The following is a 7,072-nucleotide window of genomic DNA, read 5'->3' on the forward strand; positions in this document are numbered from 1 at the left end:
TTACGTATCGTATTATTTTTTTAATTTTTTGACAATCTTATCCGCATTATCATGTATCTTTTCAATTGCATTCGCAATATTATCCATCGACGACTTATTTCCCAGGAACAAATTCTGAGTCAACCATATTGCTTCTTCATTGCATATCCGGTCATTCATCGGACATTGATTGTTATCTATAAAGCTCCGGTAATCCAAATCTTCTTTGTCATATACCTTTTGATACAATTTCGATTCGAAAGCCGCTTTAATAAATGGTTGAGTATGTAACGGGGTATAGCCTGAAGAACACGGAATCCCTTCTGCTCTTAATGACTCCAGGAACTGGCTTCGGGTCAGTCCCTTGAATTTATCTTTATTGTACAACAGCGGGTATAAGTGATATACGGCTTTTGTTGTTTGGGGATACAATGTGGCAGGAGAAATACCGGATAACCCTTTTATTTTTTCCGATAAATATTGTGCGTTCTCCCACCTGGTATCTGTCTCTTTTTCCAGGTTTGTCAGCTGTACCAATCCGATAGCAGCCTGATACTCCGTAAATCTTATTTTCGATCCTACTCTTACTCCTCCTCCGCTTACACTGCCGACCTGGGTTCCATAAGGAAGGCCTAAATTATGGAAAGAGAAGCACTGGTCCATAAACGCTTCATTATCGCTGGTAATCGCACCTCCTTCGCCAATCGGCATATTTTTCGAGGTTTGAAAACTGAAACATCCCGCATCACCGATTGAGCCGACCCTTTTCCCGTTCACTTCCGCGAGATGGGCCTGGCAGGCATCTTCAATGACTATCAGGTTATGTTTTTTCGCAATCGCCATTATCCGGGTCATATCTGCCGGAATTCCCAGAATATGCACCGGAATGATAGCTTTGGTACGGGAAGTGATTTTTGCCTCAATCTTTGACGGGTCTATCTGGAAGGTTTTGGGATCTATATCCACGAAAACCGGTAATGCCCCATTCATTAAGATTGCCTGTATGGTAGCGATAAATGTGTAGGGAGGCACAATCACCTCATCGCCTGGCCCTATATTGAATTGGGCTACGGAGGCAATCAATGCGTTGGTTCCGTTCACCACCGAGAGGCATCTTTTTGTTCCGATCAGTTCAGCCCATTTTTGTTCAAACTCGGCAGTAACTTTAGACCTCGACCATACTGTGCTACGCAAAACTTCCAGCACACTTTCCTCATAAGCCGATTTCCAGACCGGCCAGTTAGGCCATACATCATGATGTGATTTGGTACCACCCAATATGGCGGGGAGTTTGTCATCTCCATTTGATTGTCCCCATGCATATAGATTATTAAATCCGGATACAGCCAGTAGGCTGGCTCCTCCGATAGTTCCCGTTATAAATTTGCGCCTGTCCATATGATTTATTTTACTGGTATCATCTATTACAGCCGTAAAACCGGCCTCTTCTCCTAACTCCAAAAATCATCCAAAATACTTTACATCAACAGATATCTTTTCAAGATTATACTTTTATTTACTGGATAATATTTCTGAATGCACCGTATTTAACTAAGTTTCAAAGATATGTAATTAATATTATCTCTGGTGTTTATTCGCGAAATATTATCCTCAAAAGACGTTATTAGCGTTAAATTATAGCTCTATTTGTCCCTCTTAGCTAATAACTCAATCTCTTCCTCCTTCAATACCCTGTTGTATAAACGCACTTCTTTTATCTGACCTTTAAAAATATCGTTCTGACCAGAGCCAATTTTTAAGGGTGCAGTAGAATCCATGTTAAACATTAATGAATCAGGTATCATAGTTTCATTCACTAATTCTCCATCTACATACAGCTTTAAGTTATTGGCTGATTTTGAAGCTACAACATGATGCCATCCAGTGGGAAAAGATTTATGCCATGTCACAGATTTGCCGGCTTCATAAGAATTTTATATTCCGAAATATGGTTTACGGGTTTTCCATTTACCTTTCGTAAAGTCAGGGAAAGCGACAGGCCTGTTCTTTTTAATAGATTGGCCTGACAAATCAACGATGGCGCTCATTACGGCCGAATCGTAAACGTTGAGCGGTACGGGGCCTTTCGCACGGACAGCTTTGATAAACTCGCGCAGTTGGATATAGTCCACTCCGCCATGTCCACCCGCTTCTATGCCGTCGGGTTGCCACCACTTGTGCAGGTACTTTTCTTCGTAAGGCTTCCATTCTTCCCACTGGTGATAGTTCGGTGACTTTTCAGCAAGGTAGATGCCGCCGCGCTCTTCATCGTAAACGCCAAGCGTACCTTGAATGAGCCAACGGTTGGAATACGGGCGGGGTAATTGCATGTCATAGTTGATTATCAATGTTTTACCATTCGCTGTTTTCAATGTCGAAGTAACAATGTCGCCCTGCTTGAATTTGCGGTTGGCATTGGGGTGGTTTTCGCCGAATTTCCGTTTGAAATAGGCATTGATACCCTTACTCGCCGTGGCAGTTGAATAGATTTCGGTAAACACATCACCGCAGTTGATGTCCATCCAACTCAATACGGGTCCTACACTGTGCGTGGGGTACTGATCGCGATTGTAATTGACAAGATACTTGGCAGGCCATCTGTCGGTGCCGGTCTGGCTGTCGAAAAACCAGTGGTCAATGCAGTCATGCGAGTGGGCACAGTGTGAATGAATGATTTCGCCGAAAAAACCTTTTCGTATCATATTGAGAATAGCTAAGTTATCGCGCCGAAAACTCCAGTTTTCAAGCATCATGCAGGGTACGCCGGTTTTCTCGGAAGTTTCGACCAATGCCCAACATTCCTCCACCGTGAGCGAGCATGGAACTTCAATACCTGGATAGATGCCGCGTTTCATCGCTTCCACAGCCATCGGCGTGTGATATTCCCAATAGGACGCAATAATAACGGCGTCTAACTGCTCTTTATCAAGCATTTCAAGATATGTCGTGTCATCTTTGCAATAGGTTTTCGGTGTCTGGTTACGGCGTTCCTTGCACATTGTCACAGCGCGATTGATACGGTCCTGAAAAAGGTCGCACAGCGCAGCGATTTCCATTTCATTGATTTTGAGCAGTTCGCTCATCAAACGGGAGCCTCTCGCCCCCAATCCGATAATGCCGACCCTAACAGGGGTATCCACTTCGGATACAAGCTTACCTGTACCAGCCATTAATGGATGGGCAAATTCCAAGGCTGTTGAAGCAATCAAGCTATTTTTTACAAATTCTCTTCGAGTCATTGTATTCCATATTTGGTTTAAAGATGAGTCCACTTTAAAAAATGGTATTTTTCAAATTAAACAGATCAATACTTCGGTAAATATTGACAACTAATTAGTATTCAGATGTATATGAACGAAGTTTAACATAAAAAAGAATATTAATCCGCTGATTTTCACTATCTTTATATCCTGCGAAAGATAAAAAGATTGTTTTTCTTTCATCTTACCGTTTTATATTTATAGAGAGTGTAGCTGTTTTTATTCTTCAAAGAAAACGGAATCTGTCCGTTGACATCAATTATTGCCGTAAAACTGACCCCTTCTCCCAATATTGATTCCAACTCGACTTTGGTCCCCGGCTCCAGCCATGTTTTCATTAAGTATTCCGGCATATCATTTGATTCTCTGAATATGAGAAAATATCCTGAATTTTCCTGAATACTTTGGAATCCCGTCCAGGATTTACCGGTTGGTTCTTCTCCAACCGGTAAAATCAAACCTTGATGGATATCATTTTGAAATATTCTGTATTTCTTTATCGTTTCTCCTGTTGAAAATGCTTCTCCCGGTAAATTATGAGCCTCCATCCACGCCAATGGTTGTGACATCATGGTTATTGCAAAAAGATAATCAAAATCATATAATTCCGGAGCAAATATATCATTTTTATAAATATCTTTATTTCTCCATTTATTCAAAAATTCAATCTGCAGATTTTGGACCGGAACATATTTGGACAATGTCCATAAATTCCTTAAGCTCCAATAGGGATAATAACTCCCGAAATCAGAATATCTGTTTTCCAGGAAAATATTGCCGTATTCACTCTTATATAAATAACCAAAACGTTTGTCCGCAGTTACATCCAGATTTATAACGGCATCATCATTTAACTCCTTCTGTACTCTCTTAAATAAACTATCGACCCTCAATTCCGATAATTTGTTATGGATCCTTAATCCATCAATTTTAAAAGTCCTTATACCATATTGCTTATTCAGGCCGACTAAAACCTCCGCATCTTTTTCCCAGCCCGCATAATTATCCGTATAACTCGGATTAAACCACAAACATATTTCTATTCCGTATTCTTTCCCTTTTTCCATTATCGGGGTAAATCCGGAAGGAAAATTAGTTTTATCGGGGATCCAATAATCATTATTTTCCCATATATTGTCAAAAGACCCTCCTTTTACGGAAGCGGGGCTTTTGCCTGTTTGCCATCCGTCATCTATTTGAAAATGCGAAATTCCCAATTGAGAACACAATTCCAGTTCTTCTATGATATATTTTTCATTTATCCTGCTGTCACGCCCTCTGTCTCCCCATGTATTCATCATGACCATATCATCTCTTCCCTGTACTCTTTTACGTAATTTGTCCTGGTATGTTCTTAGTGATTTTAAAGAAGAATATTCGTCTTTGGCAAAGATGCCCATAACAGCAGAATACCCCGGTGTCCATACGGCAGGGTCTATATCCTGAGAGTCTATACCGAATCCTATCATTCTGATCTGGCCGAATGAGGCCAGATAATCGCCCGACAAATATTTTAGCTGTGCATTTGGAGAAGGGGCTTCCTTCAGTAAAAAAATACCTTCGTCATTTTCCCGGTTTCTTGCAAAAAAAATATTCCCCCGGTACAATCTTTCATTGTATGCCTGATAATCATGAACCGTTACCAAATCATTTAAATGATCGGTCATTTCATATAAGTCCACCACCCTGTAAGTCCAATGCTTACCCGGTAGAGAAAGTTTTTCGAGGACAGGTACCTGCGACCGGGCGTTCTTCGAAGCGACAAATCTTACATCAGCTAATGATTCATGGATAAAACCTGGATCATACCATTTCGACGTACCGATATTACCTTTAAAATAGAAATCAAAGCCAATGGCCGGGCAATCGGGGTACAAACGGATAATTCTTTTTACAAAAAGTTGATCTGTTTTGTATATGATCTCAACTTCAACATAAGCTTCTTTTGATAAGGTTTGCTCAACAATATACGTACGGAAAGATTCCAATCCTGGTCTCTCCATTATATCGGGAAAGTTTGTATCAGGAGCATCATCCGTTGCATTCCATTGAAACCCTGTCTCTTTATTTAAAATATGTCTGGTTATCAGGTGGCCGTTATTAAATTTAAATATCCTTTCTATTTTGGAGTTTCCTACTGTCAGCATATCGTCTTTCAATTGTACGACACAATCGAAATAGCGTAAGTAATTATTATTACAATATAAAGTGTGGAAAGATATTGCAATAAGTAGAGTGCTGATAAACAGTATTTTATTTTTCATTGTATTTTTCTGAATTTTTTGTTTTCGGATTTCCGGAAGAATAATAACCGCCTGATAGTCTTTATCAGATATCAGGCAGTTATTTGAGAAAGAGAAATACCAAAAACATCAAAATAACCCCTCCATTATTCTTTAAATCAACAAATATCTTATCAAGATAGTGTTATTATTTATCGCGTCATGTTGTTAAATATATTGTATTCGAATAAGTTACAAAGATATATAATTAACATTACCTCCCATGGTAATTTCCGAAATGTTATCCTCAAAAGACGTTATCTCCCGATTTCTCACCGATTATTAACGCCTAATCTTACCGTTGTTACCTTAAACGGTTCTGATACCGCCTGGTGGGCGGCACGTTGAACCGTGATGGCTTCCAAAGGAGTTATAGTGGCTGGTGCGAAAGAATTTCCAATGACCGATTTTCCGGATAGAGTTTCGAACCATGTGCAGGCGGCAGTATAACGTCCTAAATCCAGAGTCAGGTGATGTCCGTCGCGACAAAAACGATCGCCGATAAAGCTGCCTCTACCGTTCTGAATAGCTGTTCCTGAGGGGACAATCATTTTTATTCCGGCTTTACGTGCGGCTTTACGCGATGCTTTTACAATAGATTCATACATATATTTTTGGTCGCTCTTATATTTCGGAAATGCATCGCTTTTTGAATTTTGGGCATAGGCCCAAGTCTGGTGAAAAAGGAATTTGGCTTGCGGATTGGTAACATGTTCCCTTACAAATGCTGTCAGTTGGATCAGATAAGGGAAATAAGTCCCGGTCAGACCCGAATTTGCACTATTTTGCTGAAAACTGATATAATCCCAGTTTTCATCGTTTATGCCTTGTAATAAGGATACGCCGGGGGCTGTGGCCTTTTTTCCCGTCCCGTCGATTTTACGATACGAATATTCCGCCTTGCCGCTCTCCACGTTGCTCCAGTGTTTTTCCAGCGAACAACTGCTAATGTGTAAGTTTCCGATAATAAAAGTCACTCCATCCGCTTGTCCCAACTCGTATAAATAGTTTTCCACCGCATCTATTGAAAAACTGTTGCCGACTGCCAACACTTTTATTGTATCCTGCGACCATGCATGGATCGTAAATAAAACAATAAATACCCATAAAGTTAAAAGACACTTTTTCATAATTGAGATGTATGGTGTTTGTAATTAATCTTCCAATAGCTTGAATATAGCTGGTTTTAATGTCCTTTCGGTTTCAGGGTGTACATTCGAGGCGGTTTCACTTGTTTCATATCCTCCTTCCTTATATGCCTTTTCGGTACCGATATAACCCGGCCCGTACTCTCCATAGGCAGCTACGGCGACAAATAAATCGGGGCGCCTCTTTTTAGCTGCCAACTGATAATCTACAAACACTTCTGCCGGCAGATGAAGAATCCTTGCTCTTCCAATACTTAAACAAGAAATATCTACCTTTTTTCCACAAAGGCAATGTTCATACCACGCCATTTTACGAGCGTAACCCACATTTTGCCCGTATAACGAAGGATTGTTTTCCAGTTCTTTTTTTAAAATAGCAGAGATTTCCAGGGTCAGCTCATAT

At 40.4% G+C, this 7,072-nt stretch carries 6 protein-coding genes; all 6 read right to left on the minus strand.

Annotation, left to right across the window (positions count from 1 at the left end):
* Positions 1-12: 12 nt before the first annotated feature.
* Positions 13-1,377, minus strand: coding sequence for a DegT/DnrJ/EryC1/StrS family aminotransferase (locus tag Q0502_RS12745; protein ID WP_298651290.1), 1,365 nt, complete (start codon positions 1,375-1,377; stop codon positions 13-15).
* A 245-nt stretch (positions 1,378-1,622) separates the two neighbouring features.
* Positions 1,623-1,889 (minus strand): LamG domain-containing protein, encoded by a 267-nt coding sequence (locus Q0502_RS12750; RefSeq protein WP_298651292.1) that lies wholly within the window; start codon positions 1,887-1,889, stop codon positions 1,623-1,625.
* A gap of 24 nt (positions 1,890-1,913) precedes the next feature.
* The gene (locus Q0502_RS12755; RefSeq protein ID WP_298651294.1) at positions 1,914-3,119 is read right to left on the minus strand and encodes a Gfo/Idh/MocA family oxidoreductase; all 1,206 of its coding nucleotides are present in this window, start codon (positions 3,117-3,119) and stop codon (positions 1,914-1,916) included.
* A 299-nt stretch (positions 3,120-3,418) separates the two neighbouring features.
* Complete coding sequence (locus Q0502_RS12760) at positions 3,419-5,503, minus strand: alpha-galactosidase (protein ID WP_298651296.1); 2,085 nt, start codon at positions 5,501-5,503, stop codon at positions 3,419-3,421.
* Positions 5,504-5,793: 290 nt separating this feature from the next.
* Positions 5,794-6,651 (minus strand): DUF4886 domain-containing protein, encoded by an 858-nt coding sequence (locus tag Q0502_RS12765; RefSeq protein WP_298651298.1) that lies wholly within the window; start codon positions 6,649-6,651, stop codon positions 5,794-5,796.
* A 24-nt stretch (positions 6,652-6,675) separates the two neighbouring features.
* Positions 6,676-7,072: hypothetical protein (locus Q0502_RS12770; RefSeq protein ID WP_298651299.1), on the minus strand; the 397-nt coding region annotated here is incomplete at its 5' end.

It is taken from the genome of uncultured Proteiniphilum sp. (genome assembly GCF_937873925.1).
In the GTDB taxonomy this organism is placed as follows: Bacteria; Bacteroidota; Bacteroidia; order Bacteroidales; family Dysgonomonadaceae; genus Proteiniphilum.